Raw genomic sequence first — 17,805 nt, forward strand, 5'->3', positions numbered from 1 at the left:
TCCGAATTTACTCCGGGAGCGAAGCTCGCGACATGTCGAACAGAGTCAGCCCACCAGTGACAGCGCGTGTGAACGGCGTAGCTTTCCCGATGGTGTCTTCGGGATGGCACCCGGTTCGAGCACCGTCACGTGGCGGGGTCGCACATCGACTTCGGCCACCACTTCGTGAGCGACCTGATGCTGGATGCGGCACACCTCGTCGTGATCGTTGTGGCACTTCGACTCGACCGCGACAGCGAACGCCTCGCGCGACAATCCGGCGTCCAACCGCACCGCCACCGCACAGCCGGGCCGCACACCGTCGACCCGGGCGGCGGCGCGTTCGATGTCGCTGGGATAGATGTTGCGGCCGCCCATGATGATGACGTCCTTGATCCGCCCGCACACGACCACTGCGCCGGTCTCGGTGAGATAGCCGAGGTCTCCGGTGTCATACCACCCCAGCGCGTTCTGCGCGGCGAGGAAACCAGCCGCCGTGGTGTAGCCGGCGGTGACCGGCGCGCCGCGAACCTCGATGATGCCGACGCCGCGCGGACCCAACACGACGCCGTCCTCGTCGACGATGCGGACGTCGAGTCCGGGAAGCGGCTTGCCGAGCGTGACCAGGCGGCGGGTGCGCCCCCTGGTGGCCGGAACCGCCAAATGCAGCGCGGCCAGCATGTCGGCGTCCACCTCGTCGACGACCATGCCGCCACCGCACTCGGAGAACGACACCGCCACCGTCGTTTCGGCCATGCCGTACGCCGGGATGATGGCCTCGGGCCGCAGGCCGAACGGCGCCCCGGCGGCGCAGAGCGCCTCGACATCGACAGGGTCGACCTGTTCGGATCCCGACAGCGCCCACCGCAGCGACGACAGATCGAAGTCGCCGGGATTGGCCTGGCGGCGAAGCCTGTTGGCGAACATGTTGTACGCGAAATTCGGGGCGGCCGTCATGGTGCCCTTGTACTTGTCGATCAGCTTGGCCCACAACAACGTATCGCGAAGAAAATCCATCGGCGTGATCTTGACCAGCTCGGCGCCGAAGTACATCGGCACCGTCAGATAGCCCGTCATCCCCATATCGTGGAAGCACGGCAGCCAGCTCACGATCACATCGGTGTCGACGTCGAAACTGCAGCCCACGATCATCGCCTCGGCGTTGGCGACGACGTTGGCGTGCGTGATCTGGACGGCCTTGGGGGACCCGGTGGAGCCAGAGGTCAACTGCAGCAACGCCAGGTCGTCATCGTCGGTGGGCAGCGGGTCCGTCGGCGGGCTGCGCAACAGGTCCGCGATGAACGACACCCGCATGTCCATCTGCTCCAGGATCGGCGCGGCGGGCAGGAACGGATCGGCGATGGCGATGACCTTGGCGTCGATCATCTTCACCACCGCCAAGCTCTCCTCGGCCCAGCGCGTCAAGTCGGTGCGCGGGGTGGGCTGGTGCAGCATCGTCAGGCTGGCTCCGCGCATCCAGATCGCCTGGGCGGTCGGCGCGATATCGACTGGGGCACCGGCCAATACGGCGACGGCATCGCCAGGCCCCACCCCGGCGGACGCCAACCCGCCTGCAATGCGGCGGGCGCGCTCGTGCACCTCACGCCAGCTGTGGCGCACCGGTGCCTCGGGTTCGCCGGTGTTGAAACCCCGGGAACTGCTGTGGGCGTTGGCGTACATGGTCTCGGTGAATCTGCTCATCAGCAGGTGCCCTTCTGGATCCGTGCACGGGATGTCGAAATATCGGCACAGCAACGTGAACGGGCCGGCACGGTCGGAGTCCTGAACTCCATCGGCAGGGCGAGACAGCGCGCCGCCGCAACCTATCCGGAAGGGCTGTGAGGTCAACCGCGTCCCACGGTACCGGGTGAATGCAGACATGGGCGGTATTCGCGGACCCATGGGGTGTTATGTGGATTGCTGGCCTTGCAGTGACTTCTGCGTCCTATCATCGGCGTATGGCCCGCTCAGTCCTGGTCTTGTCGGTGGCCTTCGTCGCGGCGCTCGCCGGTCTTTCCGCCGGCACCGCGCACGCCGGGCCGCCACCGCCGTGCACGTTCACGCTGTCGGCGCCGCAGGTGGTGCCGGACGGAAGTGGTTCGGTGGTCACCGCGACGGTCTCGCCCGATGCCTGTGGGCCGCCGGCTGAGCCGGCGATGAGCGTGGCGTGCCTGGAGGCGGGCGGCATGACCACGTGCGCACCCCACCGCGGACCAGGAGAGGCACACATCAGCACGCCGTACGTGGCGGGTTCCACCTACGTGGCGACGGGGCGGGGCTGTGGCGCGTGGATTGGACAGCTGGTGGCGCCGGACTGCCAACTGCTGGGCCCGCTGTCGCTCACGCCGTAGTCAGCGCCCGATCTTCTCCCGCACCTTGCCGACGAGCGTCTGTACCGCCGACACCGGCCGAAACGCCCGTGCGGCTGCGGTCAGGGATGCCTGAGCCTCCGGGGTCAGCTCGATATCGGCTGCGGCGACGTTGAATTCGAGCTGCTCGACACTGGACGCCCCGGGAATGGCGACCACGCCGGGCAGCGTGAGCAGCCATGCCAACGCGACCTGCGCCGGTTTGGCGCCGACGGTGGTCGCGACATCGCGCAGCACGTTCAGCAGCGGTTCGATGCGTCGCAGGTTCTCGGTGCCGAACAGCGGGTTGGCGGCGCGCACCCCGCCGGGCCGGTTGTGTACGCCGTACTTACCGCCGAGCAGGCCCTGCGCCAGCGGACTGTAGGCGATGACGATCCGCTTCTGCTGCTCGGCGAACGGCACCAGATCGTCGAGTGCCCGCGGCCGCGCCAGCGAGAACTCCACCTGATTGCTGATCACCGGTCGGCCCAGTGCGGCGTCGGCCTTGCGCCACCGCTCCAACGAGTAGTTCGACACGCCAGCCGCGCCGATCCGGCCGCTGTCGAGCAGGTCCCGCATGCCCGGCATGATCACCGAATCCGGCACCACCGGGTTGGGCTGATGGATCTGATACAGCGGAATGCGGTCGACACCCAAACGCTTCGCGCTGGCCTGCGCGCGCTGCTTGACCACGGCCGGGAACGGCGCGACGGGGAACACCTTGCTGGCCAGCACCACGTCCGCACGTTCGTCGCCGAGTGCTTCGCCGAGGATGCGCTCGCTCTTGCCGAGCCCGTAGACCTCCGCGGTGTCGAACAGTGTGACACCGAGTTCGCGGGCGCGTTTGACGATGTCACCCGCCGCGCCCGAAGCGTAGCTGTCGCCGTAGCCCCATTCCCGGGATCCGAACTGCCACGTGCCGAGGCCGATGCGGCTGACCTCACCCAATCCATCCACGTTGAGGAACTTCATCCTTCCCACCGTACGCGCGTCAGCCGCCTGCGAGTTCGGTGTGAACCAGATCGACTGCCCGGGAGGCACTTTGGGCCGCGCCCTCCATGGTGGTCGGCCAGTCGTTGTGGGTCCAGTCGCCGGCGAGCACCAGATTGGGCAGTGCGGTCCGGTTGCCGGGTCGAATGGTGGACATGCCCACGCGCGACGAGAACGTCGCCTTGGGCCAGGGCACCACCGTGAGGTCGACGACCTTCGCCTCGCGGGCCGCGGGGTAACTGGCGCGCAGGGCCGCGAGCAGGCGCTCGCCCGCCTCGGCGTTGCCGAGCGTCATCAGGTCATAGCTGGCGCACGTGGTCAGCGCGTACAGGTGATTGCCGTCGTCACGGGGTCCGTGCATCTGATCGCGATCGAACACCCATCCGATATCGCTGTCCAGCAACGACTCCCACGGGGCGGCCGTGCCGAGCGGGCGGTCCAGCAGCACGTAGGCGTTCATGATGGGGATCGGCTCCAGCTGCTTGGCGGCCAGGCGGGCGTCCTCGGATCCGGGGACATCGTCGAGCAGGGAGCGCAGGTTCCACGACGGCACCGCGAGCACCACGGCGTCGGCGTCGATCGTCGTCCCATCGGACAGTTCGATGCCCGACGCGCGGCCGTCGGTGACCGCGACCCGCGCGGCCCGGGTGCGCAGTCGCACGTCGACACCGCGCTCGGTCATGACGCGACGGGCACCCTCGAGGTAGAGCGCCTCGAGATCGACCGTGGGGTAGCCGATCCGCACCGCGGATGGCCCGTGCCGGCGTGCCCGGTCGGCGCCGGTGCGTAGCAGGGCGGCGAAGGCATGCGCGGAGGCCAGATGAGGCAGCTCGTTGAGCAGGCCGATCACCATGGAGTTCAGCAGGATTCGCCGGACCGGGGCGGGGAAGCCGAGGCGGTCGAACCACTCGTCGACGGTGATGTCGTCGAGCCTGTCGTCGAACCGGATGACGTCGCGGGCCAGGCGCGCCCACGCCGGTGCGGCCCGCAACTGCGTCGCGATGCTCAGACCCTCCACGCGGCCCGTGGCCATCTTGACCAGGTTGCGGGGATGCAGGCCGAAGGTCTCGACGTGGCCGCCGGGGTAGCGGACCCCAAACTGGTCGGGGAAGGACAGCAGATGGCGGGTGCCGATCGAGTCCAGGAACCGGAAGATGTTCTCGTAGGACCCGGCGAACACGTGCTGCCCGTTCTCGACGGCGTCGCCGTGTTTGGTGGTCAGGCCGATGGTGCGACCGCCGAGGGTGCCGTTGCTCTCCAGCAGTGTGACCCGGTAGCCCAGTTCGGCGAGCCAGACGGTGGCCGCCAGGCCCGCCAGTCCGCCGCCGACCACTGCCACGTGCTGTGCTTCACCCATGCAGGCGATGTTAACCGGGATTCCCGGGTGGGTCAGTAGCTGATGGTGCCGAGGCTCCGAGCTGTGCCGCGCAGCGACGCGTGCACACCGCCGTAGGCGCTGGCGGCGGGCAGCAGGCGCTTGTCGATCTTGGTGACGGCGCTGTAGTTGACGTCGACGACGTTGGCGATCGGATTCTGCGAGATCTGCGTCAGCAGCTGATAGGCGTCGAGCCGGTCGAGGCCGTACAACTCGCCGAGCCACGTGATCATCTCGACCTGGCCGGCGCGCCAGGCCTCCTCCAGCGGACGGCCCGAGCCGACCGCCATCAGGTGCGTGTCGGTCTCCAGTCGCGGCCAGGCGGGCCCGCCGCCCTTGATGAGTTCCACGATGGCGGTGACGTTCATGGCACCCTCGACCGCGGTGCCGCACGACTCGCCCTCGCCCTGCCGGTAATGGCCGTCGCCGAGGGAGAACAGCGCGCCCTCGACGTTGACACGCAGATAGCAGGTAGCACCGGCAGCCATCTCCGGGGTGTCCATGTTGCCGCCGAAGGAGTCCGGCACCAGCGATGTGCGCACCTCGCGGCGCGCGGGCGCCACACCGACGGTGCCGAGCATCGGGTTGGCCGGCAACGCGACCTCGAAGTCGCTGCCGCGCGCCGAGAAGCCGAGTGTGCGTGCCGCGGAGTCATACTCGTAGATCCAGGTGCGCTCCGGCAGTGGATCCTGCAGTGTGGGGCTGGCCGGGAAACTGGTCAGGCCGCCGAAGAACGGGATTAACGACGACGCACCCCAACTGCGGGCCGGTGTGAGATCCACCAGATGGATGGCCAGTGTGTCGCCGGGTTGTGCGCCCTCGATCCAGAACGGCCCGGTCTGCGGGTTGAGGTCCTCGGTGTCGAGCGCGCTGCTCGCGACGTCGTCGGTGCTGGTGATGCGCCCGCCGAAAGCGTCCTCGGCCCACAACGTCAACACTGTGCCCGGCTTGATCCGCATGACGGGGTCGGCGCCGCCGAAGGTGAACGCCATCTGCTCGACGGTGGGGATGAAGGTGATGTGGTCCATGTGGCCATCCTGGGTGGGGTTCGGCCCGCGGAAGTGGAGTCCTTCCGGGGCTGCGTTGGTCGGGAGGTGTGTTCGACATGCCCGACTCTGAGCGACTTTCGCCCCCATGGACGTAGGGGCGGTGCCGCCGAGAGGGGATAGTCGCTCATAGCCGGGCGATCGGAAGGATGTCCCCGCTCGGCGCGGGGCCCGAACCAACGCTCAGCCCTACGGTTTCAGGAAGCGGGACAGGCTGTCGTCCATCTCCTCCCACCACGGGGTGTGCGGTGCGGGCCCGACGGTTCCGGTACACGGGGAGGAGAACGACCGGTTGCGATAGCCGGTGATGCTCTCGTCCTTGTCGTGTTCCCAGGTGACGAAGTGCTGGCGCACCAGGTCCAGATCGAAGCTCGCATAGTCCGTGAGCGTCAACAGGTCCCGCACGTAATCAGTCTGGAAGTCGATCTGCTCCATCACCCCCGACACGGCGTCGAGCTTGGACCGCCACGCGGCGATGTCGGCGGCCATCTGGTCGGCATCCGGTAAAGCGGTGCGGCCCAACACGACGTCTCGGGCATAGAACGCCTGCGGATCGAACATGTTGAACGTGTAGTACTGGTCCTGCATACCCAGGTACAGCAGCTTCGGGTTGGCCGCCCACACCACTCCCTTGTAGAGGCCGTCCGGATACAGGTTGTTGCCGGTGGTCAGGCGCAGGTAAGGGTCGATGAAGGGGAAGTGATGCTGATATCCCGTGCACAGGATCACGGCGTCGATGTCGCGGGATGTGCCGTCGGCGAACACCGCGGTGCGGCCGTCGAGGTGTGTGAGGGCGGGCACCTCGGTGATGCCCTCGGGCCACCCGAACCCCATCGGGGCATGGCGGTAGGCGATGGTGACCGATTTCGCCCCGTACTTGAAGGTCTGCAGTGCGATGTCCTCGGCGGAATAGCTGCTGCCCAGGATCAGCAGGTCCTTACCGGCGAACTCCGCGGCGTCCCGGAAGTCGTGCGAATGCAGGATCCGGCCCGGAAATGACTGGAATCCAGGGTATTCCGGCATGTGGGGAGTGGAGAAGTGTCCGGACGCCACCACCACGTGATCGAAGGTGTCAGTGGACAGGCACCGATTCTCGAGGGACTCCGTCGTGACGGCGAAGGTCGCGCTCTCGGCGTCGAAGGTCACGCCACGCACTGCGGTGTCGAACCGGATCGACTCACGCACGCCGCTCTTCTTGGCGCGTCCGACGATGTAGTCGTAGAGGACTTCACGCGGCGGGAACGACGGGATCGGCGTGCCGAAGTGCTCGTCGAAGGTGTAGTCGGCGAACTCCAGGCACTCCTTGGGCCCGTTTGACCACAGATAGCGGTACATGCTGCCGTGCACCGGATCGCCATGGGCGTCGAGGCCTGTGCGCCAGGTGTAGTTCCACAGCCCACCCCAGTCGCTCTGTTTCTCGAAGCAGACCACCTCGCCGACGTCGATTCCGTCGAGACGAGCCTGTTCGAATGCGTGCAGAAGGGCGAGGCCGCACGGGCCGGCGCCGACGATCGCGGTACGGGGCATAGATTCCTCCTCAGGAACGCGGGCGGGTCTTCTCCGGGTCGTAGAACGGAATGGGGACGACGACGGCGGGCAGTCTCTTGCGGTGACCGTCGAGCTTGCCCACCTCGACGCCGGTCCCTATCGCACTGTGTTGAACAGCGATGCGGCACAACGCAATGCTGGCGCCGAGGATGGGGGAGCGCACCCCGCTGGTGATCACCCCGACCTGGGAGCGGCCGATGTGCACACAGTCGCCGTGGCCCGCCACGTCGTTGCCGTCGAGGCGCAGTCCGACCAGAACGCGTTGGGGATGTGCCTTCCGGTCGACGAGTGCCGCGCGTCCGACGAAGTCGTCGGGTTTGGTCTTCAGCGGCACCGTGAATCCGATGCCCGCCTCGAAGGGATCGGTCTGTTCATCGAATTCGTGTCCGGCCGCCACCAGTGCGGATTCGACACGCAGCATCTCAAGAGCTTCGAGCCCAAGCGGCGCCAGGCCGTAAGGCTCGCCGGCCGTCCACACCGCATCCCACAGGGTTTCCGCGTCAGCGGGATGCACCCATACCTCGTAGCCCAGTTCACCCGAATACCCTGTGCGCGACACCAGCAGTGGCGGCCCGTCCGGCCCGCCGAGGCGCCCGATCAGGAAGCGGAACCAGCCCAGCTCGCGCAACGCCGGCTGGCCCGCCGGCGACCAGATGAGTTCATCGAGCAGGTCGCGGCTGGACGGACCCTGCACGGCGATGTTGTGCAACTGGTCGGAGGAGTCCTTGATCCACACCTTCCCGAGTCCGAGTCGCTCGGCGTGGGCGCGCAGGTGCTCACCGTCATACGGATCACCGCCGATGAAGCGGAAGTTGTTGTCCCCGAGCCGGAACACCGTGCAGTCGTCGATCACGCCGCCGGTGTCGGTGCACATGGCGGTGTAGACCACCTGCCCGCGCGCCAGCCTGCGGATGTCGCGGGTCACGGTGGACTGGAGCAGGGCCTCGGCATCGGGTCCGAGCACCTCGAACTTCCGCAGTGCCGACAGGTCCATCACCGCCACGCGTTCTCGGCAGGCCCAGTACTCCTGGTGTGGACCGTAGTTGTCGAAGCTGGTGGGCAGCCAGTAGCCCTGGTACTCGGCAAAATTGCGAGTGAGTGCCGAGGTGCGCCCGGCGAACCCGGTCTGTTTGGTCAACACCGGTTCGGCGTCGGGAGTGAGCCGGTGTCCCACCGCCACGGAGAACCTCCTGGTCGAGTCATACACGCGCACATGGATATCGGTCGGTACCCAGCCGTTGGCCGGGTCGATGTCATCGGGACATGCCGACGAGGCACACACCAGGTCCGCCGCGGCCCGCAGCAGCACGTAGTCGCCTGGTCGGGACCAGGGCTCATCGGAGATCAGCTGGTGGTCGGCGTCGAAAGCGGTGTTGTAGAAGAGATTCAGCGCAGGCCAACCCACCCTCGGTGCGACGCCGTACTGATCGAACGCAGCATTGAAGTTGTCGGTGCAGTTCACGTGCCCGGGATAACCCATGTCGGCGTAGTACTTCGCGGTGCAGGCCAGCGCGAAGGTGTCGTGGCGGCCCACGGTGTCGCGCACCACCTCCAGCAGGGGGCGAGCCCGGCTGTCGTAGAACTTGCCCGTCAACCCTGGACGCGGGGTTGCGGCACCGATCAGGGTGCGCGTCATGGTTGCGTCCAGTCCGAACTCCTGGCCGTCGCCGAGGGCTCGGGCGTCGAACGCCAGCAGGTCCGAGCACTGCCGCCCCGCCACGTCGAGGATCTGGATGAACTGCCCGGCGCGCACCTCGTAGGAGGCTGCGGTGGAGGCGTCGATTCGCGCCTCCCACAGGGGTTCCGCCAACGGACTTGGCAGTTCGAGCTGCTCCCGCGGGGTGTTGGCGCCCCGCTCGACCTCGACGAACAGGTCTGATGGCGGGTTCTGGTGCACGGTGTGCACGAGCATCGGCGCCGCGGGCGCGGCGACCAGGACGACCGCGTCGGCGACGACGGTGAAACTCTCCCGCGCGCCGGCGGGGGAGTCGTCGCCGAACAGGCGGGCCGCCGTCGCCTCGTCCTGCCGCACCCCGTGCTCGGACAGCACGGCAAGGATCCGGGCGGCGGAGTACCCGTCCTCGTCCTTGCCGCCGACGAGTCCGCGCAACACGGTTGCCGCGGCGTCGGGTCGGGTATCGGCCACCGCTCGCGGATCCTCGGCCAGCACCGTGAGTTCGGCACCCTGGCGGCCGAAGTGGTCGATGACGTCGAAGCGATCACCACCGAACACCTTCACCGCGGTGACCCCGCCCGGGCGGACTCGGTAGCGTTCGACGTTGTCGCGCACCGGCATTATGGCGCGAACGACCGGTATCCGACGTAGAACGCCAGTGCATAGTCCGGTGTCGAGAACAGGATGCGGGAACCCTTCGGGAAGAAGATCGCATCCTTGGCGCGGGCGATCTCGACCTGTCCGGTGTCGACGTTCTCCAACCGGAACTCGCCTTCGAGCACGACCTTCATCTCGTCGTAGTCGTAGTAGTAGTCCAGGGGCGCTTCGGTGTTCTTCAACTCGAAGTAACCGGAACACATCGGCACCTGGTACGGATTGGCGTAGACGTCGTCGATGTAACCCTGCGTGCCCGGATACCTGTCCAGCGGCATCTGCGGAAGTCCCTGCCAGAAGCCGGAAGTCACCAAGAACGGGGGAACCGAAACTGTCGTCATTCAACCTCCACGGAAGACTCTTAAGGTGAAACAGAGTCTGCCGTGGGGAAACGGTCCGTGGGTTTCCTGGAGATTAATCTCGGTAGCGAGCAGGTATCAGAATGCGCGCCGGAGCGCGGAGCGGGGCGGCACTGAGGTGAGGCGCCTGGGCGAGGCGGCTGAGGTGACGCGATGCGGTGAGGCACTGAGGCGAGGGGAGTCAGGTGTGTGTCTCAAATGCCCGGCTACGAGCGACTAATCGGGCTGGATCCGCGGGGGTCGGTGGGCTGAGTGTGGAAAGTCGCTCCTAGCCGGGCATTTGAGAGGGGGTCGGCCCGCGGCTATGAGGGCCGGGGCCCTAGACCGAGTCGCGTTCCAGCACGCGGGCCACCACGCCCTGTGCCGGACGCTGGCGCACGAACTGCGGCCACCAGAACCACCGGCCCATCAGCGCGGCGATCGACGGCGTCATGAACGACCGGATGACCAGGGTGTCGAACAATAGACCAAGGCCGATCGTCGTACCGATCTGTGCCACCACGGTCATCTCACTGACCGCCATCGACATCATCGTGAACGCGAACACCAGGCCCGCGGCCGTCACCACCGATCCGGTGCCGCCCATCGCCCGGATGATGCCGGTGTTGATGCCGGCATGAACCTCTTCGCGGAGTCGCGCCACCAGCAGCAGGTTGTAGTCCGCGCCGACCGCCAGCAGGACGATCACCGCCATCGCCATCACCATGAAGTGCAGTTCGACGCCGATCAGGTGCTGCCACACCAACACTGAGAGCCCGAATGACGCGCCGAGTGACACCACGACGGTGCCGACGATCACCGCCGCGGCCACCAGGGCGCGGGTGATCAGCAGCATGATGATGAAGATCAGGCACAGCGCAGATATGCCGGCGATCAGGAGGTCCCAGTTGTTGCCCTCCTGCATGTCCTTGAACGCGGCCGCGGTGCCGGCCATGTAGATCCTCGAACCCTCCAGCGGAGTGCCCTTCATGGCCTCCTTGGCCGCGAGCTTGATCTGGTCGATCAGCTTGATGCCGTCGGGCGTCAGCGGGTCTCCGGCATGGGAGATGATGAACCGCACGGCCTTTCCGTCCGGCGAGATGAAGCTGTCCATGCCGCGCTTGAAGTCTTTGTTGTTGAAGATCTCCGGCGGCAGGTAGAACGTGTCGTCGTTCTTGGCGTCGTTGAACGCCTCGCCCATGGCGGTCTGACCGTCCTGCATCTCGGCCATTTGGTCGTAGAGACCCTTCTGGCTCTGATACATCGTCAGCATCATGGTGCGCATGTTCTGCATGGTTTCGATCTGACTGGGCAGCAGCGCGGCCATCTGCGGCATCAGTTCAGCGAGCCGATCCATGTCCGGCAGCACCTGCTGGAACTGGTCGGTCATGGTGTCGAGGCCGTCGAGGCTGTCGAAGATCGACCGCATCGACGAGCACATCGGGATGTTGTAGCAGTGCGGTTCCCAGTAGAGGTAGTTGCGCAGCGGACGCACGAAGTCGTCGAAGTTGGCGATGTGATCCCGCAACTCGACGATGTCGTCGGCCATCTGGTGGGTCTTGCCCACCATGCTCTGGGTGACGTCCGTCATCTCCGTCATCAACTCGACCATGCGGGTCATGGTGTTGATGGTCTTCTCCATGTCCGCCGACTGCTTGAGCATGTCGTCAGTGCGGTCCATGAGGTACTTGCGGTTCATCGTCTGCATGGTGCCGCTCATGCTCATCTGCGCGGGGATGGTGCTGAACTCCAGCGGCTCACCCTGCGGGCGGGTGATGGCCTGCACCTCGCCGACACCGGGCACGCGGAACACGGTCTTGGCGATCTTCTCGATGACCAGGAAGTCCGCCGAGTTCCGCAGATCCCGATCGGTCTCGATGAGCAGCAGTTCGGGGTTCATCCGGGCCGCGGAGAAGTGCCGTTCGGCCGCCGCGAACCCCTCCATCGCGGGAAGATCCGGTGGCAGGTAGTTGCGGTCGTTGTAGTTGGTCCGGTACCCGGGCAGGGTCAGCAGGCCGACCAGCGACAGCGCAATCGTCGCCAACAGCACCGGTCCGGGCCATCGCACGATGACCGTCCCGATCCGGCGCCAGCCCCGAATGCGCATGGCGCGTTTGGGTTCGAGGAGGTTGCGGTAGCGGCTCGCGATCGTGATGATCGCCGGCCCCAACGTCAGGGCCGTCAGGACCACCACAGTCATGCCGAACGCCATCGGGATGCCGAGTGTCTGGAAGTACGGCAACCGGGTGAAGTGCAGGCACAGCATGGCGCCGGCGATCGTCATGCCGGAGCCGAGCACGACGTGCGCGGTGCCGGCGAACATCGAGTAGTAGGCGGTCTCGCGGTCCTCGCCGAGAGTGCGGGCCTCCTGATATCGCCCGATCAGGAAGATCGCGTAGTCGGTCGCCGACGCCACCGCCAGCGTCACCAGAAGCTGTGTGGCGAAGGTCGAGAGACCGATCAGGTCGTGATAGCCGAGGAACGCGACGATCCCGCGCGCCGACGACAGCGAGAACACCACCATGACCAGCACGAGGATGGTGGTGATGATCGACCGGTACACGAGCAGCAGCATCGTGATGATGACGGCGAAGATGACGCCCTCGATCACCCGCACACTGCGATCACCGGCGATCTGCTGATCGGCCGCCAGAGCCGACAGGCCCGTCACATAGACCTTCAGGCCCGGTGGCGGGGTCAGGCCTTCGACCAGCGTCTGGACCGCCTCGACGGACTCGTTGGCCAGTGACTCGCCCATGTTGCCTGCGAGGTACACCTGCACATAGGTGGCCCGACCGTCCGGACTCTCGGCGCCGGCCTCGGTCAGAGGATCGCCCCAGAAGTCCTGAACATGCTCGACGTGCTGCTTGTCAGCCTCGAGCTTGTCGATCATGTCGTTGTAGAAGTAGTGCGCGGCGTCGTCGAGCGGTTCGTCGCTCTCGAGCACGATCATCGCCGAGGAGTCCGACTTGAATTCGTCGAAGACTTCGCCGACCCGTTTCATCGCGATCACCGACGGGGCGTCGCTGGGACTCATCGAGACCGACCGCATCGCGCCGACCTCTTCGAGTGGCGGCACGGTCGTGCTCGCCAGGCCGATGATCGCGATCCAGCCCAGGATCACCAGCCATGCGAACTTACGAATGAACCTCGCGATGAGACTGCGTTCGGGGGCGTGGGTGTTCGTCATACTCGATCCGCCCAGGTCGCAGCCGTGAACACGGCGCCGTCGGTCGGTCGGAAAAGCGCGTGGCGCGAGTCCGGCACTACTGCGACACCTCCCAGCTACTACGTGACGTCGTGATCAGTGAACCAGACGCTCGTGCCATTTGGGGACCCACGTCGGCGATTCGGTGTCAGGGCGTCTCGTCGGAGGAGTCCGGCTGGTGCGTCGAACGCCAGCTTCGGACACCGTGGCGGGCGACGAACACCCCGACGATCGCCGTCACGCACCACACGGCGATCGCGGTGTAGGCCAGCGGTGCCGACAGGTCACCGATCGAGGCGCCCAGAGCCGTGTAGACGAACGCGCGTGGCACCGACCCGATGAACGCGCCGACGGCCATCTGCCACAGCGGAACGCCGAACGCGCCGAAGGCGTAGGACGCCATGGCGTCGGAGATGCCCGGCACGAAGCGTTGGCCGACGACGGCCCACAGTCCGCCGCGCTCGATCAGGATGTCGAGGCGGTCGGCGCGCTGGGCGCCGAGCAGCGCGCGGGCGCTGTCGCGTCCCGCACGGCGCCCGGCGAGGCTCGCGACGACCGCGGTGCCGACCGTCGCCCCGAGGGTGACGAACGTGCCCAGCACGGGGCCGAACAGCAGACCGCTGCCCGCGGCCAGGATCGGTCCGGGTACGAACAGCGAGCCGAGGATCGCCGACACCACGATGTAGACCAGTGGTGCGGCCGGTCCGGTGGCCCGGATCGCGTCGCGCACGGGTTCCACGTCGATCACCCTGGCGATGGCCACCAGATAGAACATCAGCAGCAGGAACCCGACGAACAGCGCGAGGCGCAGGACGTGCGGGCGTCGAGAAGGTGCGGGGTCGGTCTCGTCGTCGGTCATGTTGAAGCCATACTGCCGAACTGCCAGCGACCCTCGCCGAGCAGTTCGAGATGTTTGCCGTGGTGGCGGTTGACCGTGCTGCGGTGCGTCACACTGACGAAGATCGTGTCGGGCAGTTCGCGCCGGACCAGTTGGTAGATCATGAACTCCAGTGGTTCGTCGAGCGCTGAGGTGGCCTCGTCGAGGAACACAGCCTTCGGTTTGGTGAGCAGCACGCGGGCGAATGCGATGCGCTGCTGCTCACCGGGGGAGAGCACCTTGGCCCAGTCTGCGACCTCGTCGAGACGGTCGGCGTACTTGGGCAGTGCCACTGAGACCAGCGCGTCCTGCAGTGTGTCGTCGGGGATCGCGCCGGGTGCGTGCGGATAGGACACCACCGCCCGCAGGTCTCCGAGCGGGACGTAGGGCAGCTGTGACAGGAACAGCGTTTCGTGCTCGCCCTGCGGAGAGCGCATGGTGCCGGAGGTGTAGGGCCACAGTTCGGCGAGGCTGCGCAGCAGCGTGGACTTGCCGGTGCCCGACTTGCCCGTGATGATCATCGCGTCACCCGGTCGCAGTTCCAGGTTGAGCGCGTCGATGAGCTGCTCGCCAGCCGGGCTGCGAACCTCGATGTCGTCGAAAACCACTCCGTCGGAGAAGGATTCGATGTCGAGCTTGGGCAGTTGGCGGCTCTGTTCGTTGGCGGCCACCAGACCGTGCAGACGGATGATCGACGCACGGTAACCGGCGAACCTGTCGTAGGCGTTGCGGAAGAACGACAGTGCCTCCTGGATCGCGCCGAACGCCGCGGCCGTCTGCGTGACCGCCCCGAGTTGGATCTGTCCGGCGAACATCCGCGGCGCCTGCAACAACCACGGCAGCGGGATGATGACGTGATTCATCGAGTAGTTCCAGCCGGTAAAAATCATGGTCTTGTTGATGAAGCGCCGGTAGTTGGACACCACGGGCGCGAATCGCTCGCGCAGGTGCAGGCGTTCGGGTTTCTCACCGCGGTAGAGCGCGACGGCTTCGGCCGCGTCGCGCAGGCGGACCAGGCCGTAGCGGAACGCGGCGTTGAACTTCTCGTTGTCGAACGACAACCGGATCAGTGGACGGCCCAGCCAGAACGCGACGACCGTCGCGAACGCGACATAGAGGAACACCGCCCAGAGCATCGCGTGGGGGATGGTCACTCCCAACACCGTCAGGTCGCCGGAGAGGGCCCACAGGATCTGGGTGAACGAGATGACGGTGATGATCGACGAGATGGCCCCGAACGGCAGTGTGCCGTTGCTGGTCTGGTGCGGGGTGTTGGGCTGCGGCCCCGACAGCGCGGTGAACACGTCGATGTCGGACTGGATGCGCTGATCGGGGTTGTCGATGGTGTCATCGATGAACCGGCCCCGGTAGTAGGCGCGGCCGTCCAGCCAGTCACCCGTGAGCCGGTCGGTCAGCCACTCGCGCCACCGCAGCATGAACCGCTGCGTGATGAACAGGTCCACCATGACGCGGGTGACCAGGAGCGCGGCCAGCACCGCGAACAGCACCAGCGACAGCCAGAACCCCCGGATGCCGGAGTCCTGGATCGCGTCGTCGCCCAGCGCCAGGCCCTGAACCGCCACTTGAGCCGAGGAGTACAGGTCGTTGCCCTGGTAGGTGAAGAGCACACTCAACCGCACACCGATGATCACCGACAGCAGCATCGTGCCCAGCGACAGCCACGGCCGGACGCTGTTCCTTCCGGTGAAGTAGACGCCTGTGACCTGCCAGAACTGGCGGCCCCACGTGGTGTAGCGCGCGATGATCGTCAGGACCAGCATGGTCACCGCGGCGGCGATGGCCCAGGTTCGGCCGACCCACAGCAACGAGTCGATGAGTGCCGTGTCCCAGTCGATCGACGGCTGGAACGGCTTGAGATCGTTCACCTGGTGAAATTACCGCAGGGCGGTGCGCGGCCCTGCGGAATACGTCGGCGCGGGGGAGCGGTTGTGCGCAGCATGCCGACAATGACGTCCGACGAGCGACAGCAGTTCCTGGCCGACGTGCACGTGGGGGTGATCGCCGTCGAGCGACCCGACCGTGCGCCGCTGACCGTGCCGATCTGGTACGGCTACGAACCCGGTGGCGAAGTGCTGCTGTGGACCGAGGCCTCCTCGATCAAGCACACGCTGATCAGGGCGGCGGGGCGGTTCGCGATCAGCGTGCAGCACGAGCAGCCGCCGTACAAGTACGTGACGGCCGAGGGTGACGTGGTGGGTGTCGACCCCGCGACCGACGACGTGGTGCGCGCGATCGCGGTGCGCTATCTCGGTGAGGAGGCCGGCAATCAGTTCACCGACGAGAACCTCACGTCGTCGTCCGTGGTGATCCGCATGAAGCCCAAGCGGTGGTTGAGCACGGACTACTCCAAGGAGGGGTAGGGGCTGCCGCGCTCGTCCGCCGGTGCGAGGGCGAGGCCCCTACTGGTGCTCGATGTCCAGCACCGGCGTGGGCCGGCGGAACCCGCGGGTCACGCTGAGCAGCCAGATGAAGCCGATGGCCAGCCAGCACAGCCCGATCACCAGGGTCAGCCCCGACAGGCTGGTCCACAGCCAGACCGTGAGCAGGAACCCGATCAACGGCAGCACCAGGTTCAACAGCACGTTGGAGCGCTCACGCAGGTCGAGGTAGAAGTGCTTGATCACCGTCAGGTTGACCACCGAGAAGGCCACCAGCGCACCGAAACTGATCAGCGACGCGAGAGTGGCCAGGTCGATCACGATCGCCAGCAGCGACACCACGCTGACCACGCCGATCGCGTACACCGGCGTGCTGAACCGCGGCGACACGTACCCGAACACCCGACGCGGCAGGACGCCGTCGCGGCCCATCGCGAACAGGATGCGGGCCACTGAGGCCTGCGAGGTCAGCGCCGAACCCAACGCGCCGGCGACATAGGCCGCGGTGAAGAAGTTGTTCAGGAACTGCCCTCCCGCGGCCACCATGACGTCCAGTGATCCGGAGTCCACGTCGTCGAAGTTGTTCGACGGGAACACCAGCTGCGACACGTAGGACAGCAGGATGAAGATCAGCCCGGAAACGATGGTCGCGATCATGATCGCCCGCGGCACACCACGCTTGGGGTCCTTGGCTTCCTCCGCCAGCGTCGACACGGCGTCGAAGCCCAGGAACGACAGGCACAGGATGGCCGCACCGGCCAGGACCGGATTCAGTCCGCCCGCAGACCCGTCGCCGCTGAACGGGGCCGCGAGATTGACATCACCACCGCCGAAGATCTTGCCGGCCGCGAGCACGATGAACACCACGATGAAGATCGTCTGCACCGCGATGATCAGGAAGTTGGTCCGCGCCACCGACACGATCCCGACGATGTTGAGCACGGTCACCACCGCGATCGCGATCACCACGACGGCCCACTGGGGCAGTGCGGGCACGGCGGCGTTGAGGTAGATGCCGATGACGAGGTAGTTGATCATCGGCAGGAACAGGTAGTCCAGCAGCAGTGACCACCCGGCCAGGAAACCCGTTGGGGCGCCGAACGTCTTCTGGGTGTATGTGTATGCCGAACCGGCGACGGGGAACGCGGCCGACATCCGCGCGTAGGACAGCGCGGTGAACACCATCGCGACGAGCGTCACGATGTAGGCCAACGGCAGGCGACCGCCCGAGGTCTCGGTGACGATGCCGTACGTGGTGAAGACCGTCAGCGGCACCATGTACACCAGGCCGAACAGCACGAGCGACGGAACGCCCAGCGCGCGTTTCAGATGGCCTTCATGCGGAGAGGTCTGCACAGTCAAGGGTCA

Annotated in this window: 13 protein-coding genes; 2 read left to right on the forward strand and 11 right to left on the reverse strand. The window is 66.5% G+C overall.

Annotated features, from left to right (window positions below):
* Positions 1-45: 45 nt before the first annotated feature.
* Positions 46-1,680: a fatty acyl-AMP ligase gene (locus G6N34_RS08160; RefSeq protein ID WP_085152455.1), complete on the reverse strand. Its 1,635-nt coding sequence runs from the start codon at positions 1,678-1,680 to the stop codon at positions 46-48.
* A 257-nt stretch (positions 1,681-1,937) separates the two neighbouring features.
* Here G6N34_RS08160 and G6N34_RS08165 point away from each other — a divergent pair, with 257 nt between their 5' ends.
* Positions 1,938-2,330 carry a hypothetical protein gene (locus G6N34_RS08165; RefSeq protein WP_085152456.1) on the forward strand — a complete coding sequence of 131 codons (393 nt, stop codon included), beginning with the start codon at positions 1,938-1,940 and terminating at the stop codon, positions 2,328-2,330.
* Here the strand turns inward: G6N34_RS08165 and G6N34_RS08170 are convergent, their stop codons facing one another.
* The 9 genes from G6N34_RS08170 to G6N34_RS08210 all read right to left on the reverse strand — a co-directional run bounded on the left by G6N34_RS08170 (position 2,331) and on the right by G6N34_RS08210 (position 15,924).
* The gene (locus G6N34_RS08170; protein WP_085152457.1) at positions 2,331-3,299 is read right to left on the reverse strand and encodes an aldo/keto reductase; all 969 of its coding nucleotides are present in this window, start codon (positions 3,297-3,299) and stop codon (positions 2,331-2,333) included.
* Positions 3,300-3,318: 19 nt separating this feature from the next.
* The gene (gene hpnE / locus G6N34_RS08175; RefSeq protein ID WP_085152458.1) at positions 3,319-4,674 is read right to left on the reverse strand and encodes a hydroxysqualene dehydroxylase HpnE; all 1,356 of its coding nucleotides are present in this window, start codon (positions 4,672-4,674) and stop codon (positions 3,319-3,321) included.
* Between the two features lie 32 nt (positions 4,675-4,706).
* The gene (locus G6N34_RS08180; RefSeq protein ID WP_085152459.1) at positions 4,707-5,720 is read right to left on the reverse strand and encodes an acetamidase/formamidase family protein; all 1,014 of its coding nucleotides are present in this window, start codon (positions 5,718-5,720) and stop codon (positions 4,707-4,709) included.
* Positions 5,721-5,927: 207 nt separating this feature from the next.
* Positions 5,928-7,265: a trimethylamine monooxygenase gene (locus G6N34_RS08185; RefSeq protein ID WP_085152460.1), complete on the reverse strand. Its 1,338-nt coding sequence runs from the start codon at positions 7,263-7,265 to the stop codon at positions 5,928-5,930.
* Positions 7,266-7,275: 10 nt separating this feature from the next.
* Positions 7,276-9,582, reverse strand: coding sequence for a trimethylamine N-oxide demethylase (locus G6N34_RS08190; protein WP_085152461.1), 2,307 nt, complete (start codon positions 9,580-9,582; stop codon positions 7,276-7,278).
* Complete coding sequence (locus G6N34_RS08195; RefSeq protein WP_085152462.1) at positions 9,582-9,956, reverse strand: cupin domain-containing protein; 375 nt, start codon at positions 9,954-9,956, stop codon at positions 9,582-9,584. The genes G6N34_RS08190 and G6N34_RS08195 overlap by 1 nt, the downstream gene beginning before the upstream one ends.
* 337 nt (positions 9,957-10,293) lie before the next feature.
* On the reverse strand, positions 10,294-13,143 hold the full coding sequence (locus G6N34_RS08200) for an MMPL/RND family transporter (RefSeq protein WP_085152463.1): 2,850 nt from the start codon (positions 13,141-13,143) through the stop codon (positions 10,294-10,296).
* 166 nt (positions 13,144-13,309) lie between these two features.
* Complete coding sequence (locus tag G6N34_RS08205) at positions 13,310-14,020, reverse strand: TVP38/TMEM64 family protein (protein WP_085152464.1); 711 nt, start codon at positions 14,018-14,020, stop codon at positions 13,310-13,312.
* The gene (locus tag G6N34_RS08210; RefSeq protein WP_085152465.1) at positions 14,017-15,924 is read right to left on the reverse strand and encodes an ABC transporter ATP-binding protein/permease; all 1,908 of its coding nucleotides are present in this window, start codon (positions 15,922-15,924) and stop codon (positions 14,017-14,019) included. Before G6N34_RS08210 ends, G6N34_RS08205 begins: the two co-directional genes overlap by 4 nt.
* Positions 15,925-15,996: 72 nt before the next feature.
* Between G6N34_RS08210 and G6N34_RS08215 the strand changes: the two genes are divergently transcribed.
* Complete coding sequence (locus tag G6N34_RS08215) at positions 15,997-16,419, forward strand: pyridoxamine 5'-phosphate oxidase family protein (RefSeq protein ID WP_179965734.1); 423 nt, start codon at positions 15,997-15,999, stop codon at positions 16,417-16,419.
* A 39-nt stretch (positions 16,420-16,458) separates the two neighbouring features.
* Here the strand turns inward: G6N34_RS08215 and G6N34_RS08220 are convergent, their stop codons facing one another.
* Positions 16,459-17,799 (reverse strand): APC family permease, encoded by a 1,341-nt coding sequence (locus G6N34_RS08220; RefSeq protein ID WP_085152467.1) that lies wholly within the window; start codon positions 17,797-17,799, stop codon positions 16,459-16,461.
* Positions 17,800-17,805: the final 6 nt, after the last annotated feature.

Origin of the sequence: Mycolicibacterium confluentis, assembly GCF_010729895.1 — a bacterium.
Taxonomy (GTDB): Bacteria; Actinomycetota; Actinomycetes; order Mycobacteriales; family Mycobacteriaceae; genus Mycobacterium; species Mycobacterium confluentis.